Origin of the sequence: Teichococcus wenyumeiae, from assembly GCF_003696345.1 — a bacterium.
In the GTDB taxonomy this organism is placed as follows: domain Bacteria; phylum Pseudomonadota; class Alphaproteobacteria; order Acetobacterales; family Acetobacteraceae; genus Pseudoroseomonas; species Pseudoroseomonas wenyumeiae.
Map to the genome: position 1 here is coordinate 31,833 of NZ_RFLX01000025.1, position 17,755 is coordinate 49,587.

14 protein-coding genes and 3 pseudogenes are annotated in these 17,755 nt (G+C 66.0%); 8 read left to right on the forward strand and 9 right to left on the reverse strand.

Translation table 11 applies throughout. The features are described 5' to 3' along the window. Nucleotides 1–105 precede the first annotated feature (105 nt). The 6 genes from EBE87_RS21975 to EBE87_RS22000 all read left to right on the forward strand — a co-directional run bounded on the left by EBE87_RS21975 (nt 106) and on the right by EBE87_RS22000 (nt 5,435). The gene (locus EBE87_RS21975) at nt 106–1,017 is read left to right on the forward strand and encodes a cupin domain-containing protein (RefSeq protein ID WP_120637341.1); all 912 of its coding nucleotides are present in this window, start codon (nt 106–108) and stop codon (nt 1,015–1,017) included. 149 nt (nt 1,018–1,166) lie between these two features. Then, entirely contained in the window at nt 1,167–2,171 is a 1,005-nt protein-coding gene (locus EBE87_RS21980; RefSeq protein WP_158600837.1) for a Bug family tripartite tricarboxylate transporter substrate binding protein, read from the forward strand. Beyond that, the gene (locus tag EBE87_RS21985) at nt 2,168–2,989 is read left to right on the forward strand and encodes an amidohydrolase family protein (RefSeq protein WP_120637343.1); all 822 of its coding nucleotides are present in this window, start codon (nt 2,168–2,170) and stop codon (nt 2,987–2,989) included. The genes EBE87_RS21980 and EBE87_RS21985 overlap by 4 nt, the downstream gene beginning before the upstream one ends. A 32-nt stretch (nt 2,990–3,021) precedes the next feature. Next, nucleotides 3,022–4,005 (forward strand): Bug family tripartite tricarboxylate transporter substrate binding protein, encoded by a 984-nt coding sequence (locus tag EBE87_RS21990; RefSeq protein ID WP_120637344.1) that lies wholly within the window; start codon nt 3,022–3,024, stop codon nt 4,003–4,005. Nucleotides 4,006–4,008: 3 nt separating this feature from the next. Then, nucleotides 4,009–4,980, forward strand: a complete 972-nt coding sequence (locus EBE87_RS21995; protein ID WP_120637345.1) for an NAD(P)-dependent oxidoreductase — start codon at nt 4,009–4,011, stop codon at nt 4,978–4,980. A 17-nt stretch (nt 4,981–4,997) separates the two neighbouring features. Then, nucleotides 4,998–5,435 carry a nuclear transport factor 2 family protein gene (locus tag EBE87_RS22000; RefSeq protein WP_120637346.1) on the forward strand — a complete coding sequence of 146 codons (438 nt, stop codon included), beginning with the start codon at nt 4,998–5,000 and terminating at the stop codon, nt 5,433–5,435. A gap of 49 nt (nt 5,436–5,484) precedes the next feature. Here EBE87_RS22000 and EBE87_RS22005 read toward each other — a convergent pair whose 3' ends face one another. After that, nucleotides 5,485–6,258 carry an SDR family NAD(P)-dependent oxidoreductase gene (locus EBE87_RS22005; RefSeq protein WP_120637356.1) on the reverse strand — a complete coding sequence of 258 codons (774 nt, stop codon included), beginning with the start codon at nt 6,256–6,258 and terminating at the stop codon, nt 5,485–5,487. A 136-nt stretch (nt 6,259–6,394) separates the two neighbouring features. On the opposite strand from EBE87_RS22005, the gene EBE87_RS22010 reads away from it, so the two are divergent. Further along, nucleotides 6,395–7,270, forward strand: coding sequence for a BKACE family enzyme (locus EBE87_RS22010; protein ID WP_120637347.1), 876 nt, complete (start codon nt 6,395–6,397; stop codon nt 7,268–7,270). Nucleotides 7,271–7,416: 146 nt separating this feature from the next. Here EBE87_RS22010 and EBE87_RS22015 read toward each other — a convergent pair whose 3' ends face one another. The 8 genes and pseudogenes from EBE87_RS22015 to EBE87_RS30515 form a co-directional block, all read right to left on the reverse strand. Next, the gene (locus tag EBE87_RS22015) at nt 7,417–8,184 is read right to left on the reverse strand and encodes an HpcH/HpaI aldolase family protein (RefSeq protein ID WP_120637348.1); all 768 of its coding nucleotides are present in this window, start codon (nt 8,182–8,184) and stop codon (nt 7,417–7,419) included. Nucleotides 8,185–8,303: 119 nt separating this feature from the next. Continuing rightward, nucleotides 8,304–9,272 (reverse strand): Bug family tripartite tricarboxylate transporter substrate binding protein, encoded by a 969-nt coding sequence (locus tag EBE87_RS22020; RefSeq protein WP_120637349.1) that lies wholly within the window; start codon nt 9,270–9,272, stop codon nt 8,304–8,306. Between the two features lie 573 nt (nt 9,273–9,845). Continuing rightward, nucleotides 9,846–11,492, reverse strand: a pseudogene (locus tag EBE87_RS22025) (NAD-dependent malic enzyme). A gap of 557 nt (nt 11,493–12,049) precedes the next feature. Further along, nucleotides 12,050–12,714, reverse strand: a pseudogene (locus EBE87_RS22035) (isocitrate lyase/PEP mutase family protein). A gap of 81 nt (nt 12,715–12,795) precedes the next feature. Beyond that, nucleotides 12,796–13,065: a 3-isopropylmalate dehydratase small subunit gene (locus tag EBE87_RS30505; protein ID WP_199707198.1), complete on the reverse strand. Its 270-nt coding sequence runs from the start codon at nt 13,063–13,065 to the stop codon at nt 12,796–12,798. A 1-nt stretch (nt 13,066) separates the two neighbouring features. Next, a complete protein-coding gene (locus EBE87_RS30510) occupies nt 13,067–13,378 on the reverse strand; it encodes a hypothetical protein (protein WP_367605208.1) in 312 nt (103 codons plus the stop codon). After that, nucleotides 13,329–15,515 (reverse strand): aminotransferase class III-fold pyridoxal phosphate-dependent enzyme, encoded by a 2,187-nt coding sequence (locus EBE87_RS29470; RefSeq protein ID WP_233553104.1) that lies wholly within the window; start codon nt 15,513–15,515, stop codon nt 13,329–13,331. The genes EBE87_RS30510 and EBE87_RS29470 overlap by 50 nt, the downstream gene beginning before the upstream one ends. Nucleotides 15,516–15,555: 40 nt before the next feature. Further along, a pseudogene (locus EBE87_RS30515) lies at nt 15,556–16,540 on the reverse strand (Bug family tripartite tricarboxylate transporter substrate binding protein). Between the two features lie 304 nt (nt 16,541–16,844). Between EBE87_RS30515 and EBE87_RS22065 the strand changes: the two are divergent. Beyond that, nucleotides 16,845–17,504 (forward strand): MurR/RpiR family transcriptional regulator, encoded by a 660-nt coding sequence (locus EBE87_RS22065; RefSeq protein ID WP_120637354.1) that lies wholly within the window; start codon nt 16,845–16,847, stop codon nt 17,502–17,504. Nucleotides 17,505–17,755 lie beyond the last annotated feature (251 nt).

The window sequence follows — 17,755 nt, forward strand, 5'->3', positions numbered from 1 at the left end:
CCGAAGCTGCGGCCTCCCGGCCGGGCGCATGTCCTCTCCGAAGCCCCGCTCTGCCGCTGGGCCGGATGCCCGAAGCGGGGTGCCGATGCAGGAGGAATGTCCGCCATGTATGACAAGTCGGATCCGCGCGCGGCGCTCGCGCCGCCCAGTGCTGGCCAGCCCGTGCCGGCAGGCGGCTTCTCGCCAGCCAGCTACGTGAAATTCTACGAAACGCCACCGCAGGAGGACGGCCCGGAGGGCAGGACCTGGTATGCGCGCGGGCAGACCTTCGTCGTCGCCTATACCGAGGCACGCGACGGTGCCCGTTTCAAGCGCAGCGGGCAGCCTGACGAATACGTGCTGCTGCTGCCGGATGCCGCCACCTCCGCCGTGGTCTCGGCGGGCGGCGAACGGCAGGAATGCGCCGGCAATGCCGTCGTCTTCATCCCGCCGGGAGACAGCAGCATCGAGATCCCGCGCGGCGGGCGGATCGTACGGCTCTTCACCACGCTGTCGGAGGACCTTGTCGCGCGCTGCCCCAATGGCGATGCCTATGCGACGCCGAACCCGCTGATCCCGCCGCTGGCGGCCTGGCCGGCGCCGAAGGACGGCTACCGCATCCGGCGCTACGGGCTGGACGTGCAGGTGGAGCCGGGGCGGTTCGGCCGCATCTTCCGTGGCTCCACCTTCATGGTGAACTACCTGGACCCGCGCGACCGCCCGCGCGACATCACCAAGCTCTCCCCGCACCACCATGATGATTTCGAGCAGTGCTCGCTGGCGCTGGACGGCGAGTTCATCCACGACCTGCGCTGGCCCTGGACGCCGAACATGCATCACTGGCGGGAGGACCAGCATGAATTCTGCGGCTCGCCCTCCGTCGCGGTGATCCCGCCGCCTTCCATCCATACCACGCGCGCCCAGACGCATGGGCTGAACCAGCTGGTCGATATCTTCTGCCCGCCGCGCCTGGATTTCTCCAGGAAGCCGGGATGGGTGCTGAACGCCGACGACTACCCGATGCCAGACGGCACGTGAGGGGCAGGGGTCGGCAGCACCGCCCGGGGCTGCTGCCGAGCCGGTCCAAATTCCGCCCTCCGGAATGCATCGCCGAAGCCCTGGATGGCCACGGTGCCACTGTTAGGCTCGATCGCAATGGCACGATGACTGTGCCGCGGAGGGAGCTTATGCCGCCCGGTCCTGCACCAGACACCCGCCGCCTCGTCGCCGCGCCCCGGCGCCGTTCCATCCTGGCGGCGGGCCTCGGCCTGCTCGCGGCCCCGGCCATGGCGCAGGAACCCTGGCCGAGCCGTCCGGTCCGCATCATCGTGCCCTTCGCGCCCGGCGGCACGGCCGATATCCCGGCCCGCATCATCGCGGACCACCTGTCGCGACAGTTCGGCAAGCCTGTTGTGGTGGAGAACCGCTCCGGCGCCGGCGGCGCGGTCGGCATCCGCGCGGTGGCGCAGGCGGCGGATGGGCACACGCTGCTGCACAGCACCTCGGCGGTGGCCATCCTGCCGGCGCTGCAGCTCAACCCTGGCTTCGATCCTCTGGTGGATCTGGCGCCGGTCACCATCACCGCCGTCGCGCCCATCCTGCTTCTCACCCGCGCCGACGGCACCTTCCCGGACCTGCGACATTTCCTGGAGCGCGCGCGGGCTGCACCCGGCAAGGTCAGCTTCTCCTCTTCCGGCATCGGCAGCACCGTGCATCTGGCGGGGGAACTGCTGCGCGCGCGAGCGCAGGTGGATCTGCTGCACGTGCCTTATCGCGGCTCCGCCCCCTCCGCGACGGCGCTGCTGGCGGGGGAGACGGATGCCGCCTTCCTCAGCCCCATCGAGGCCCTGCCGCATATCAATGCAGGCCGGATGCGGGTGCTGGCCACAGCCGGGCGCCAGCGCAGCCCGATGGCGCCCGATGCGCCCACGATCTCGGAAGAGGTGCCGAGCTATGACGGCATCCAGCTCTGGTTCGGGTTGTTCGGGCCGCGGGACATGCCACAGGAGGCCGTGGCGCGCCTGATGCAGGAACTGGCGCCGCTGCGCCAGGATTCCGTGCTGACGGCCCGCATGGCGGAACTGAGGGCGGAAACGCCGCTGGACGGCCCGGCAGTGCTGATGGCCCGCATGCGGGCCGAGGTGCCGCTCTGGAAGAGCATCGCCCAACAGGCAGGAATCCCACGCGAATGAGCGAAATCCTCCAGGGTGCCGACGCACCGCTCGTGGACGCGCATTTCCACCTCTACACCACCGACATGCCGCTCACGCCCTGGGCCTGGCACCATCCGCCCGAGGATGCCTCGGCCGAGCAGTTCATCGCGCTGATGGACCAGCATGGCATCGGCTTCGGCGTCATCGCGGCTGCGAGCCTGCATGGCCAGTACAACGACTACGTCATCCGCTCCATGCGCCGGCACCCACGCCTGCGCGGCACGGCCTTCGTGCGGCCGGAAACCGACATGTACACGCTGGAGCGGATGAAGGCGGATGGCATGGTCGGCATCCGGCTGTTCTTCCGCCGCGTGCCGGAGCCGCCGGACCTCCGCTCTCCGGAGTACCGGCTGTTGCTGCGGCGGGTCCGCGACCTCGACTGGCATGTGCATACACTCGCCAGCGGCGAGGCGCTGCCCGAGGTCATCAAGGCCACCGAGGATGCCGGCGTGAAGCTGGTGATCGACCATTTCGGCAAGCCTGACGAACGCCTCGGCGTCAACTGCCCCGGCTTCAAGGCCATCCTGGCGGCGGTGGAACGCGGCCGTACCTGGGTCAAGCTCTCGGGCGGCTTCCGCATGCCGTCGCCCGAGGCTGCCCGAAGCTATGCGCGCGTCCTGCTGGGCGTATCGGGCGGCGAACGGCTGGTCTGGGGCAGCGACTGGCCCTTCGCGGCCTTCGAGGGCCGCGTCAGCTACGGCCAGACCATCGCGGACCTGCATGACTGGGTGCCAGATGCGGCGACGCGCCGGCTGATCACCGCAGACACGCCGATGCGGCTCTACTTCGGCAACTGACCAACGAACAAGCAAATACGGGGAGAAGAACGATGTCGACCATCACACGCCGGCGCGTCGGCGGCCTCGCCCTCGCCGCGGGCCTGGCGGCGCTATCCCGCCCGGCCCTCGCGCAGGGCTGGCCGGACCGGCCTGTCACCGTCATCGTGCCCTGGCCCGCTGGTGGCTCGACCGATGTCCTGGCGCGCGCGCTCTCCCGCAATCTGGGGGACCGCTTCGGCCATCCCATGGTGGTGGACAACCGCTCCGGCGCCAACGGCAATATCGGCGCCGCGACCGTCGCGCGGGCGGCGCCGGATGGCTACACGCTCATGATCACCACCAATGCGCCAATCACCAACAATGTGCTGCTGTACAAGTCGATGCCCTTCGATCCCGTCGCCGACCTCGCGCCGATCGCACTGCTGGCGGAACTGCCGATTGTCATCGCCGCGCGCAGCCAGATGCCTTACCGCACCGTGCAGGAACTGATCGCCTATGCCAGGAAGAACCCGGGCAAGGTGAATTGCGGAACGCCGCCGCTGGGCTCGGCCGCCCATCTTGCGGCGGAGCTGCTGATGTTCCGCACCGGCATCCAGATGAACATCGTTCCCTATCGCGGTTCCGCGCCGCTGACCAACGACCTTCTCGCCGGCTCGGTCGATATGGCGCTGGATCTGGTCACCACCTATCTGCCGCATGTCGAAGCCGGCGCGTTGCGCGCGCTTGGCGTCACGGCGGCGGAAGCGATCCCACAGTTGCCGGCAACGCCGCCGGTACAGGCGCAGGGCGTGCCGGACTACCAGGCCACCGGATGGATCTCCCTGCTTGGGCCGGCGAAGATGCCTGAGCAGGTCGTCACGCGCCTGAATGCCGACAGCAACGCCTATCTCGGCCTGGAAGACACGAAGGTGCTGCTATCCAAGCTCGGCCTCACGCCGCTCGGCGGCACGCCGGCCGATCTGAAGCGCCGCATGGCCACAGAGATCGAACTGTGGAGGCCGGTCATCAAGGCCGCCAATATCACGGTCGACTAGCGCATGATGGAGAAGGGAATTTGCCGGCCCGGCGTCGTCAACGGCGCCATCGGCAGCGTGCCTTACCTGCGCGAACGCATCCTCGCTGAATACCCGGCAGCCAAGTTCAACGACGATATCCGCCACCGGATGACCGAAGATGAGGTCATCGCCTTCCTGTCCGATTGCGACAGCGCGATCATGGGTGGCGACGTGGTGAACGACCGTGTGCTGGAGGCGCTGCCGCATATCCGCGACATTGGCATCTTCGGCGTGGGGCTCAACACGGTGGATCTGCCGGCCTGCCAGCGCCATGGCGTGCGGCTGGGCTTCACCCCTGGCGTCAATCGCCTGGCGGTGGCCGAGCTCACGCTGTGCTTCATGATCGCCGGATTGCGCTGGGTGGCGCCGCTCAGCCTGGCCATGCGGAACGGGGAAAGGCCACGCACCCGCGTCGGCCGCAGCCTGAGCGGGCGCGTGGTGGGGCTGCATGGCTGCGGCCATATCGGCAAGGAGGTGGTGCGCCTCCTTGCCCCCTTCGGCTGCACCATCATCGCCCACGACACTCGGGATTACCCAGATTTCTACCGGGAACACGATGTCATGCCTGTCTCGCTCGATGAGCTGACTGAGCGGTCAGAGGTGCTTTCGCTGCACATTCCCCGCTCGCGCGTGACGGAGAACCTCTATGACGCGGCAAGGCTGTCCCGGCTGCGGCCAGACTGTGTGCTAGTGAATACCTGCCGAGGTGGCATCGTCGATGAGGAAGCGCTGTTCGAGCGGCTGAACAGCGGCCAACTGGTTGCTGCCTGCTTCGACGTCTTCACGCATGAGCCACCCACCGACGACCGGCTGCTGCGGCACCCGAACCTCCTGTCCACCCCGCATGCCGGCGCCAGCACGGTGGAAGCACGCATCGCGATGGTGGAGGCCGCTTTGCGCGGGCTGCGGCATGGCGAATTGGTCGAGCCCGGCAACTTCACCGACTACCTTTAGGCAAGGAAACGGCAACCATGGCTGTCGATAAGCTGCGCATCCGGCAGGAGCTGGAAATGCTGAACATCGCCTTCTGGCACGACGTGGATTCGGACTGGGGACGCAGGGCCCACGAGTTCTTCACCGAGGATGGCGTCTACACCACCAGCCACAAGGCGCGGAAAGGGCGGGAAGAGATCCGCGGCTTCTATGCAGGGCGTGAGGCGAAGGGGCCGCGCGTCGCGCGTCACCTCATCCACAACTTCCATGTTACCGTGCATGATGCAGACCACGCGACAGCGGAATGGACCATGTGCCTCTATGCCGATGACGGTGAGGCGCCGCTGATGTCGGAGCCCCCCATCCTGATCGGCGCCGTGAGGGACGAATGCGTGCGCGGCGTGGACGAGGCCTGGCGCTATGCCTCCCGCACCACGACGCCGCTCTTCAAGGGCAGCAAGCCGACCTCTGGCTGAGGCATGGCGCGCGGCGGGCTCACCTTCAACCGGAGCCCGCCTCTTCGGCTCAGAGGTGGCGGCCGCCATCCACCAGCAGCGTGGACCCTGTCGTGAGGCGCAGATGCGTCACCGCCGCGACGACGGCTAGCGCCACGTCATCGGCCTGGCAGACGACCTTCAGCGGCGTCAGGGCGGCTTGCTTCAGCACGGCTTCCCGGCTCCGGCCGGGCACGAACTGGGTGTCCACGCCTGCAGGCGAGATGCCGATGACGCGGATCTCCGGCCCCAGCACGCGGGCCAACGACATCGTCATGGTGTCCAGCGCCGCCTTGGACGCGCAATAGGCGATGCTGCTGCCAAGTCCATTGATGGCGGCCAGCGAGGAGATGTTCACCACCACCGCATCGCCGCTGCGCTTCAGCAGCGGTGCGAAGGCGCGGATCGTCGAGAAGGGGCCGCGTACATTGGTGACGAGGATACGGTCGAAGGTCTCGTCATCCATGGCTTCCAGGTCGGCGTGCTGCACGGCCCGCGTGACACCGGCGGAATTCACCAGAACATCAGCGCGACCCAGCCGGGCTTCGACCTCAGCTGCGGCGGCACGGATCGCGCCGCTATCCGTCATCGGCAGATAGAGTGGAAGATGGCCGATGCCGGGCAGGCTGGCCGCCAGCGCTTCCGCCCGGTCACGGCCGCTGTTGTAGCCAATGGCGACGGTCGCACCGAGTTCCGCCAGGCGCTGGACAGAGGCCGCGCCGACACCGCTGCTGCCGCCCGTCACAACTGCCACGCGACCGTTGAGACCATACGGCCCTAGGGCACCGTTTTTCACGTCACTCATGTCGTTTCTCCCTTCCTTGGCAAGGATGATGCGGCAGTCTTCCGCCGGCGCCAACAGCAAGAACACGCCGATTCGCGCGCGGGGCGATTGCCGCGGGTTCCATCGTCTCCTTCAACAAGAACAGGACGTCCACATCATGCCGACCATCATCTCCTGCGCCGTGACTGGCAACATCACCACGCGCGCCAACCATCCGGAACTGCCGTGCACGCCGGAGGAGATCGCGCGGGCCTGTTTGGACGCGGCCAAGGCCGGCGCTGCCATCGTCCATATCCATGTGCGTTACCCGGACGGGCGTCCGTCCATGGAGCTGGCGCATTATCGGGAGACGGTGGAACGCATCCGTGACAGCAATCCCGATGTGATCATCAATCTGACCACCGGTCCTGGCCAGCGCTTCGTGCCAAGCCTTGATGACCCGAAGACTGCCGCGCCCGGCACGACGCTGATGCCACCCGAACAGCGGGTCGAGCATGTCGTGGCGCTGCGCCCGGATCTCTGCAGCCTGGATTTCAACACGATGTACTCGGGCTCTTCTGTTGTCATCAACACGCCGCACAACCTGCGGGTCATGGCGAAGCTGATCCGCGAGGCCGGCACGGTGCCGGAGCTCGAATGCTTCGACAGCGGCGACATCCACCTGGCAAAGGACCTGCTGGCAGACGGCACGCTTGGCCCGGACCCGTTCTTTCAGCTTGTCCTTGGCGTCAAGTACGGTGCTTCCGCCAGCCCGGCTACGATGTCATACCTCGCTTCCCTCCTGCCATCTGGCGCGACCTGGAGCGGCTTCGGCGTGGGGCGGTGGGAATACCCGATGCTCGCGCAGGCATGGCTGCTGGGCGGCCATGTTCGCGTCGGGTTGGAGGACAATGTCTATATCCGTAAGGGTGTGCTCGCCCCCGATAACGCCGCCCTGGTGGCCAAGGCGGCCGAGATCATTGATGCTCTGGGGGGAGAAGTCGCGGATGCGGCCCAGGCGCGCCGCATCCTCCGGCTCAATCCATCCCGTTGACCTTTGGCTGGTCCTGCTGCCACGCAGGACCAGCCGCGTATCGGAGGGGGTTTTGGTTCGGTATGGTACTGGTGTACGGCCGCCGTCTTAATCCCGCAGAAGGAAGGCCCGAGGCCATGCTGGCACTTGAACCGAACGTGCCGTCCTCAGCTGCGTGTTGACCCGGCAACTGCAGCCCTGAGGGTCTGCATGGCGCCTACGAGCAGGGCAGTGGTGTTGAAGCACACCATTCCGATGCCAGTGGCTTCCAGGCGGCGGACGTCCTCCGCCATGCGGCCTACCGTCGCCCTGGCCACTCCGGCGCGCTTCGCCGCCTCCGCGATGCGGGAGACTGCCTCCTGCACGATGGGGTGGTTCATGTCGCCCGCGTGGCCCAGTGACGCAGCGAGGTCACCCGATCCGATGAAGACCATGTCGATACCAGGAACCGAGACGATCTCATCCACGATGGGTAGGGCCTCGGCATCCTCGACCATGACGATGATGGCCGTGTGCCGGTTGCGCGTCGCGTAATAGGCTTTGTTGTCGACCGTGCCGTAGGCAGAGGAGCGAGACAGTGCCACCCCGCGCTTTCCCTCCGGCGCGTAGAGAGAACGCTCCACCACCTCCCGCGCGATGGCGACGCTGGACACGTGCGGCACAAGGATGCCGTCCGCGCTAGCGTCCAGCACACGCTGGATGCTGGCCACCGATCCGTCCGGCACGCGCACCAGCCCTGCCATGCCGTGCATGGCGGCAGCGCGCAGCATGTTCTCGATCGTCTCGATGTCCGCCGGGCCATGCTCGGTGTCTATGATGACGAAGTCATAGCCGCACATGCCTGCCATCTCCACCGTGGCGGCCGATGGGGTGCCGATGAAGAAGCCAAGCAGCTGGTCACCCCGCCGCATCCGCTCTTTGAAGCTCTCAGGCATCGTGGTTCATCTTCCTTCCACTGGTGGCTTACTACCTGCTTTTGGGTCGCCTCAGCATGTTGCGGCCCATGTAGGTGAGCTGCGGACACCAACCTTCTCCGCAATGCAGGCAGATACGGTCAGTTGGTCGGCAATCCGGCTTCGGTGATCACCTTGCGCCAGTTTGCGGTATCCGCAGCAAGAAGGTTCCGCACATCGGACGGCCCGCCAGCTTCTGCGGCCAATCCGATCTGCGCCATGCGCGACTGATAAGCCGGGTCTTCCGTAACAGCCCGAAGAGCCAGCGCCAGCTTCTGAACCACTTCCACAGGCGTATGGACTGGGGCGAACAAGGCCATCCAGAGGACGGCCTCGAAGCCAGGTAAGGTCTCCGCCACCGTTGGAACATCCGGCAGGTTAGGCAAGCGTGCGCGGGACGAGATGGCAAGTGCCCTCGTCTTTCCCTCCTGAAGCGATGGCAAAGCTTCCACTGGCGATTGGAAGTTGCAGTGGATGCGACCGGCCTGAAGGTCCAGCAGGCCCTCGACGCCGCCACGGTTGGGAACAGCCGTCATCTGGATGACTGCGCGCTGGCACAGCATCTCCATCGCCAGATGCACAACCGTGCCGACGACGCCGCCGTAGTTTAGTTGGCCGGGGTGAGCCTTGGCACAGGCTACGAACTCCGGAAGCGTCCTCACGGGAAGCCCGGGATAGATGTGGAAGACAAACGCGCCACGATAGATCATGCCGAGGGGCATCAGCTCTGTCTGCGGGTCGCGGGGTGTGAGCTTGGGCTGTAAGGTAGGGTTGATAGCGAGTGAGCTTGTGCCGGCGAGCAGCATGTACCCATCTGGCTTAGCCTGCGCGACCGCTGTCGAGGCTATGGAAGTGGCACCTCCAACGCGGTTCTCCACGACGACACGTTGGCCGATGGTGGCGCCTAGGCGATCGGCAGTTAAGCGTATGGCGATATCGGTCTGGCCACCTGCCGCATAGGCATTCATGATGGTTATCGGGCGCGACGGAAAAGCTTCCTGGGCTCGGGCACGCGGCATAATGAATGGCATAGTGCCCAGGAGCACGCGGCGGGTCAGCTTGGATGACATGCCTTGTTTCCTCCAGATTTTTTCTTCTGAGGCACGCGTGGTCTACGGACGGGCGTGGCCCCATCTCCACTGTGGAGAGGAGACCACTTAAAGGGTATGTGGGGCAAGGCGCCATGCGGAAGCTGGGCCTTTTTCTTTCTGAGGTTGCAGGGCCAAGTCCTTCAGGTCGCTGTGCCCGCCGAAGCGATCCGATCATCAGCCAAGGTTGACTCGGCGCAAGGTCAGGAACTTCAGGGAAGATTGGCTGAGGATTACTGAAGCACGCGGGCTCACATCTCGGACTTGGAGGATGAAACCAACATTCCTTTGTTGTACCGAAAGCTGGGCCTGCCTCGGGGGCGGGAGTAGCTGCACAACAATCGCAGAAGCCTCACCGTGTCCTGCACGTGCTGCTGATCGCCATACAGGCTCAAGAGGTGCGATCTCCTTTTTAAGGTGTTATCTGACTACAGGATGTCGATTCGGCACCGTTTCATGCTGGGTGTTTGGAGGAGGCAATAGTGCGGCCCCAGATCAATGCTATTGAAGTTGGCAAGAAAGGCAGCGGCGCTGTATGCGGGCGCTTCACTGCCGTCAGCTGTAAGCAGGGTAGATCGGCTTGAAGGTCAGGCTTTCGATCCAAGCCCGGATATTGGCAGGTCGTTCGACTGTAGCGAGACCGCGATCAAAGATCGGCGCCGATACATGCGCGGCGGTGTTGATTTCTGTTTCCAGGATACGATCCTGGTGGGGAAACAGTATACCCCGTTGTCGGTCCGCCTGACTTACTTGGTTGGCGCAGCCATGAGCCGCCGCGATGAACATCGCGTCATCGATGCGCTCCGGCTTCGTTGCATATACAGCAAGGCCTATGGCCGGGAAGATGTAGAAGTTATACGCTTGGCCGAGCGTGAATGTCTTTCCACCAAACTCGACCTCAGGGAACTGCACGCCGCAAGCCACGAGCGCCTTGCCGTTGGTCCAGCGATAAGCCTGTTCCGGCGTGCACTCCGCTTTGTCGGTTGGATTCTATAGGGGAAAGATAACTGGCCGTTCGACGTGGCGAGCCATGTTGCTGATGACTTGCTGTGTAAGGAGGCCACTGACCGTTGAAACGCCAATCAGGATCGTTGGCATTACCTCTTCGACCGCTTCGGCAAGGTCGCCTGTGGGCTGGAGATCATGAGCATAGGCCTGCTGCGATGCCTTGAGGTCGGAGCGCTTGGACTGAATGAGCCCCTTCACGTCAAAGAGGGAAATCCTTCTCCTTGCTTCCTCAAGGCTGAGGCCCTCCTCCATCATCTTTTCGACGATCAGGTTTGCAATTCCGGTTCCCGCGGAGCCAGCGCCCGCGAACAGGATACGCTGATCAGCAAGATTCTCGCCTTTGATCTCCATGGCAGTGAAGTGGACAGCGATCGCTATACTGGCCGTGCCCTAGATATCATCGTTGTAGACGAGGTACTTGTCCTTGTAGCGCGCCAGCAAACGGATCGCATCGTCACCATTCCAGTCCTGAAAATGAATGCAGACGCCGGGAAAGACCCTATTGGCTGCATCCATGAACTCGTCCACAAGTGCATCCACTTCGTCAGTGGAGGGTGACTTGCTCCGCAAGCCACTGTAAAGCGGGTCAGAACGCAGTGCTGCATTCTCGGTGCCGATATCGAGATGGATTGGCAGCAGTGCTTCCGGAGGAACGCCAGCACAGGCGGTGTAAAGCTGGAGCTTTCCGATCGAGATGGGTGCACCATTGGCGCCGATATCGCCGAGACCGAGAATGCGCCCACCGCTCGAGATGCAGATGAACCTTATACCCTGTATCGGCCAGTTGCGCAGAACTTCAGCGAAGCGGCCTTTCATCTCCTTCGTCAGCTACATGCCTTGCGGCCTCCGGTAAATGTGGCCGTAGGTCAGACATGCGCCGGCGATAGTCGGATCGTAGACGATGGGCACGAAACGTGCCGGGTTTGATGCAGGGGTGGCGTAGAAGAGGGTCTGGTTGCGATCCCACAGTTCCTGCAGATAGATGAAGCATTCAAGATCGTTCGGCTTGGCGGCGAGGTGGCCAAGTACGCGCTTCAATTGGATATCGAGCGTTTCCACAGCAGCGGGCAGCAATCCCTCCAAGCCGAGCGCCTTACGCTCCTGGTGGGTGAAGGCAGTGCCCTTGTTCATAGCAGGCCGTGACAGCAGCCCTCGTCCGTGATTGATGTCCGACTCCCTATGCCGGGAGGTCATGTCAGCATCCTTTTGGGAAACATCTGCCAAGCGATGGAAACAAAACACTTTCAGAATGGTTCCGCGGGGCGCACGGTCTAAGTCGCCACTGCGGTGCTTCGTCATAATAACGTTGCAGCCGAGCTGAGGCTATTCTGGCCTCGCATGAGGGCTCTTGCTGACCATGGCCTAGGCGATACGACCACGCACCCTGCATTCACCAGATGGGATTGGTATCAGCCTGCAAGGATGATGATTGAGCTACAGCTCGTCAACGAAGGTGCTGTTGCGGATGTCATGCCGCTGAGATGAGGTGGGCTACCTCTTGCCTTTGATTGGCCTACCGTGCCTTTGCCAGCTCTCGATCCAGGATTGTCTCGGCCCGTGCCGCATAGGCATCTTCGGCCGCCATGAGGCTGTCCAGGCCAACGAGGCTGTTGTACCGCGTCACCGGCAGCAGCACGTCCTCGTCAACTGCGACACGACCGGTGCGGCGCAGATTGCCAGAGGCGGTCCATTGCGTGGAGCGCGGTCAGCAGCGCTGCCATGGGGAACATCACCGCCGCTGCACCGGCTGCCTAGCACTCGGCGGCGGAAAGGCCAGGGCGGCCGCTGGCCTGCGAAACATTGGCCAGATGCGGCCCCGGAACAGAAGCGCAGACCTTGCGCAGGGTCTCGGCATCGTCGGCGCCCTGTACAAAGACCATGTCGGCTCCAGCTTCGCGATACAGCGCAGCGCGGTCCAGGGCGGCCGTCATGCCTTCAACGCCCAGCGCATCAGTCCGGGCGCAGATCACCAGTGCCGGGTCCGCCGCGCATCCAGGGCAGCCGCCAGCTTGCCGAGCTGTTCCCGCACCGGCACCACCGCCTTGCCGCTGAGATAGCCGCAGCGCTTGGGCGTGACCTGGTCCTCCATGAAGAAGCCGGCAACACCGCCCTGCTCGAAAGACCGCACCATGCGCGCCACATTATGCGGGCCACCAAAGCCGGTATCGGCGTCTACCAGTACCGGCAGATCGGTGGCGGCTGCGATGCGCGCATAATGGTCGACGAAATCCCGCAGGCCGAGCTGCCCCAGGTCGGCCGCCCCCAGCAGCGTCCCAGTCGCGGAATTGCCGCCGGCCGCCGGCGCTGTGAAGCCATGTGCCTGTGCCGGCCGGGCCGAGAGTGCGTCCTGCACTCCCGGCAGCACCAGAATGTCTACCTGATCCAGCAATGCGCGAAGGCGGGTTCCAGCATACATGGCTCAGGCTCCTTCAGTGGTGGAAAGGCGACTGTTCCAGCCTGGCGCATCAAGGCGTTGCAGCCACGGCCGCGCGGCGCGCTAGGTGGCCTCGTAGGCTGCGATCGCGGCATCGGAGCGCGGAGTGAGGGCGATATCGTCCAGTCCTTCCAGTAGCGCGATCCGCTTCACCGGCGCAATGTCGAAGGCCAGCATGAAGCCGTGCGGGCCGGTGATACGCTGGGCGGTCAGATCAACCTGGAACTCCGCCTTGCCGTCGGCCGCTGCCACTGCGGCCGAAAGGTGAGCATGCGCTTCTTCTGGCAAAGTGACAGGCAGGATGGCGTTGCGAAGGCAATTCTCCCGAAACACCTCAGCCGAAGCTGAGGGCCAGCAGGACACGGACGCCGAACCCATCCAGCGCCCAGGCTGCATGCTCCCGTGTGCTGCCACAACCGAAGTTGCGCCCCCCACCAGGATGCGCGTCCGCGCATAGCGCGCTTGGCTGAGCACGAAGTCCGGGTTCTGCCGCCAATTGGCGAAAAGCCCGGCACCGTAATCGACATTGCTGCCGCGCATATGTGCGGCAGGCAGGATCTGGTCGGTGTCGATGTCGTCCTGTGGCAGCACGGCGGCTACACCAGTGACAGTCTCGAAGCGGCGCACCATCGGGGAGCTCCCACACGCGGATCGGCGACCTGCCCGGCGAGGGCGGCAGCGACGGCCATGGCCGGGCTGGCTAGGTGCATCATCACGCCCGCACCCTGACGCCCGGCGAAGTTGCAGTTGGTGGTGGAAACGAGGCGCTGCCCCGGCCGGCCTTCATCGCCATTGACGCCGGCGCACATCGAGCAGCCGGATTGACGCCATTCGAAGCCGGCCTCCCGGAACTTCCGGTGCAGCCCCAGCCGCTCCGCTTCCTGCTTCACGGCGGCGGAGCCGGGCACCACGGCGGCCTCGACCCCTGGCGCCACCCGGCGCCCGTCCAGCACTGCGGCGGCGGCGATCAGGTCGCTGAGCCGGGCATTGGTGCAGGAGCCGATGAAGACGCGGTCGACCCGCAGGCCGGCGATTGGCTGCCCCGGGGCCAATTGCATATAGGCCAGCGCGCGGGTCAGCGCCTCCCGCTCCTCCGGTGCCGCCTGGGCGGGGTCGGGCACATGGCCGGAGATGCCGATGACATGGGTGGGGTCGATGCCCCAGGTGATCTGCGGCTCCAGCGCGCTGCAATCCACCGCAAGGTCGTGGTCGAAGACCGCGTCGGCATCGGTGGAAAAAGTGCGCCATTCGGCGCGGGCGGCGGCCAGCATGGCGCCGGTGGGGGCGCAGGGGCGGCCTTCCAGCCACTCGAACACCGTCTCGTCCGGTGCCACCAGCCCGGTGCGGCCGCCCAGTTCGGTGATCATGTTGCACAGCGTCAGCCGGCCTTCCACCGGCAGGGCGCGCGCCACGGGGCCGGCGAATTCCACCGCGTAGCCGTGCGCCATGGCGCCGCTTCGGGGCATCTCCCCGAGGCGCGGCAGCAGGGCGGCACGCGCCTGCGCGAAGTCGGTTACCGCGGCGACGAAGCGGGCGATATCCGCCTCCGACACGGGAAGGCTCAGCGCGACCATGCCGCGCCGCGCGAGGTAGAAGCCGGCCGCAGCCATATCGAGGAAGAAGAGCTCGCGCAGCGCCTCCTCCCGCCCGGTCTGGGCGAAGGGCCGCTCCAGCGGCCCCGGGCGGAACTGCGCGGTGGCCATGGAGCCGAGGCCGCTGAAGTGCATCGCGGTGCCCGCCTGCTCCAGCGCCGCGTTCAGCGCCGCGCGCATCTCCTCGCCGCGTCGGAACAGGTCCTCCGCCACCTCAGGCGTGAAGATGGCGCCGAGCGCCACGCGCCCCGCCGCCATGGAGAGCACGTTGTTGTTGAAGGTGCCCGCATGCGGCAGCTTGCCGTCGAAGAGGCCCATCACCTCGGCCCGCCCGCCGAAGGCGCCAAAGCTCATGCCACCCGCGATGTACTTGCCCAGCGTCGTCATGTCCGGCGTGATGCCGAGCCGCTGCTGCATCCCGCCGCCGCTCATGCGCGAGGTCATCACCTCGTCGAAGATGAGCAGAGCGCCCACTTCGCGCGTGGCCTCGCGCAATGCGGCCAGGAAGGCCGGATGCGCGGGGATGCAGCCGCCGCTGCCCAGCATGGGCTCCACGATCACGGCGGCGAGCCGGTCCGCGTTGGCGCGGATGGCGGCCACCGCGCCCTCGGTGTCGTTGTAATCCGCCATGACGAAGGGGAAGGGTACGGTGACGGGCGCGGGCCCCGCGCCGGAGAAGAGCAGGACGCCGCCGTGGTAGCCGCCGCGGAAAGCGAGGATGGCATCCCGCCCGGTGAAGGCGCGCGCCGCGGTCAGGGCCATCAGGTTCCCTTCCGTGCCGCTGTTCGTGAAGCGGACGAGGTCGATGGAGGGAAAGCGGCCGCAGACCAGCGCCGCCAGCTCCCCCTCGGCGGCGCCCACCGCGGCGAGGTTCAGCCCGCGCCCCATGGCGGATTGCACGGCGGCGTGGATGCGCGGCTCGGAGTGGCCAAAGAGCCCGGCCGTGTATTCGCCGCAGAGGTCGAGATAGCCGTGGCCGTCCACGTCCCACAGGCGGCAGTCCTCGCCCCGCTCCATGGCGATCGGGAAGGGGCCATAGGCCAGCACCGAGCGGGTGTTGCCGCCCGGCATGACGCGGCGCGCCGCCTCGTGCAGGCCACGGCTGCGGGGGTGGCTGGCGACATAGGCTTCCCGCGCCTCGGCTAGGGCCGAGGAAAGGTCGCTGTTGCGCAGGGTTTCGGTGGCGCTCATGGACATGGGCTCCCGCAGGCTGGGTTCTGGATCGGCCGCATCATTCAGCCTTGATCGATGCGGCGGTGACGACGGCCTGCCACCTGCTGCGCTCCGACGCCGTCAGGCTGGCCATCTGCTCCGGCCCTCCTCCCAGCGGCTCGGCGCCGAGGTCCAGGAGCCGTGCCCGGGCCTCGTGTGTGCGAAGAAAGGCATCCACGACCGCCGCGACCTTTTCGGCCTGCTGGCGCGGGAAGGCGGCGGGGGCAGCGAGGCAGAACCAGGCGGATGCCTCGTATTCCGCCAGCCCCGCCTCCCGCACCGTCGGCACGTCCGGCAGGGCGGGTGCCCGCTGCGCGCCGGTCGTCGCCAGGGCCCGCAGGCGCCCGGACTGGATGTGGGGCAGGGCTGAGGGGAGGTTGTCGGCGCTGAAATCGGCCCGCCCGGCGATGAGGTCGGCGAGCGCCGGCGCGCTGCCGGTAGGGAACATGCGTCATGGGCACGCCCGTCATGGTGCGGAGCAATTCCGAGGCAAGGTGGACGGTGCCGCCCGCGCCCGGCGTGACGTACATCAGCCCTCCCTGCCGGCGGCGGCCGAGGTCCAGCAGTTCCCCCAGCGTGGATACGCCCAGGGACGGCGGCACCACCACCACGTTCGGAACCGCGGCCAGCATCACCACGGGCGAGAGGTCCCGCTCCGGGTCCACCGCGACATCGCTGGAAATCAGGGCATTGATCACCTGCGTGCCCGGTGTTCCCACCATCAGGGTGTGGCCGTCGTTGCTGCGCGCCACGGCCTCGGCGGCGACGTTCCCGCCCGCGCCGGTGCGGTTCTCCACCACAACGGAAACGCTGAGCGCGGCGGTGAGGGGAACGGCGACGAGCCGGGCCAGGATGTCCGAGGTTCCCCCTGCGGAGAAGGGCACAACGAGGCGGATCGTGCGGTTCGGCCAGGCAGCCTGGGCGCGGGTTGCTTGCGGCATGATGAGGCTGGCCATGCCAGCAGTGAGAGCCGCTCCGACGCTCCGACGGGACCAGGAACTCATGCACGCCTCCTGAAACTGCCGCAGTCTGGATATTTTGCGTCAGATGGGTCAATACATGGAGTAAACAATCCAAATCCGGAGCAAGCGCTGACGTGGCCGCCGAAGCCGCAATCCGCGCCTCATACGATGCGATGTCTCCCGCGCTACGCCTGACTGCCCGGTGGGTGCTGGCCAATCCTGGCCAGGTTGCGACCCGCCCGCTGCATGAACTCGCCCGCCTTTCGGGGCAGTCCGCAGCCTCCTTTATCCGCTTGGCGAAGCGGCTTGGTCATCCCGGCTGGGCCGGGTTGCGGAAGAGATCGCCGTGAGGCTGCGCCAGGATGGGCGGCGCGCGGCCTTTGCGGACCGCCTGGCCGCCGGAGCCACAGAAGGGCCACGGGAAGAGGTTCTCCAGGTGGAGTGGGCGAACCTGAAGGTGTCCTTCGGCGCCTCGAACGCGCCTGTCATTGCCGAGGCGGTGAACCGCATGCTGCGGGCGCGCCGCATCGCGATTGTGGGGCGCCGCTCCTGCAGCGGAGCCGCGGCCTGGCTGCATTACCTGCTTCGCGTGACAACGCCGAAGGCGGTGCTCGCTGACGATCGAGGCGGCGCCTTCGGATTGGACCTCATCGATCTTGAGGAAGGAGACGTGCTGATCGCCATCGGATTCATGCCGTGCAGCGTCGAGACGGTCGCTGCCGTTCGGCATGCGCGCAAGGTAGGAGCCTGGACGCTTGGCTTCGTGGATGCGCCCCTCGGAGCCCTTTCGCGTGCAACGGATCAGCAGATCGTGGTTGGCGCGGCGAGCGGGGCCTTCTTTGACTCCATGGTCGGAATGATGGCGGCTATCCAGTGGCTGGCGGCCTCCTGGGTGGAAAGGATCGGGCGCAGTGCGACCGACCGTGCGAAAGCCCACCGCGACCTGATGTCCGCCACGGGCGCATTCGACGCGGAGGATCTTTCGGAGCATGCCGAAGGTCATTGACCTGCGGGCCCCGGCCCCCGTTCACGATGGAAGGCAGGGCGGTGTCTCGGACGTCGGGCAAGCGGCGCTGACGATACACGTGCAAGGCTGCTCGGCGCCCGATCTGGCTGGCGCTTGTATGCCTCTTGAAGGCCGGCTGAGCATGGCGCCCTGGCTGGCCGGAAAAAGCTGATACCGCCGAGCTTATGAAGTGACCTTTCTGATCCATGGATAGTTGGTGAGGGATTGGAGGCGGTCTGGGGTGAGGTGGT